This window comes from Streptomyces glaucescens, from assembly GCF_002154375.1.
GTDB classification, from domain to species: domain Bacteria; phylum Actinomycetota; class Actinomycetes; order Streptomycetales; family Streptomycetaceae; genus Streptomyces; species Streptomyces glaucescens.
Window position 1 is genome coordinate 295 of sequence record NZ_MUND01000002.1, and the last position, 362, is coordinate 656.

A 362-nucleotide genomic window follows, 5' to 3' on the forward strand; every position below is an offset into this window, starting at 1 on the left:
TGACAGGCTCGGTTCGGCTTGATGTCGCCGGTGTTACGTCACACCTCGGCGTAGCTGAGCTGCGGCTTCTTCTCGGTGGTCGCCTCCGACGCGGGAGTCCTGCCCGCCGGGCGGCGAAGGTATACGGACCAGGTGACCACGAAGCAGGCCGCGTACCAGACCAGGAAGGCGACGAAGGCGCCGGTGCCGGAGCCGTAGGAGAGGAAGGACTGGCGGAAGGCCATGTTGATGCCGACACCGCCGAGCGCGCCCACCGCGCCGATCAGCCCCATCGACGCCCCGGACAGCCGCCGCCCGTAGGCCGCCGCGTCCTCCCCGCGCAGCCCCCGGGCGAGGGCCTTGGCGTGGAAGATGCCCGGGAT

The 362-nt window shown here is 71.0% G+C and carries 1 pseudogene; it reads right to left on the minus strand.

Going from position 1 to position 362, the window contains the following annotated elements:
* Positions 1 to 38 precede the first annotated feature (38 nt).
* Positions 39 to 362 (minus strand): annotated as a pseudogene (locus CCN42_RS44045) (MFS transporter); the annotation flags it as partial.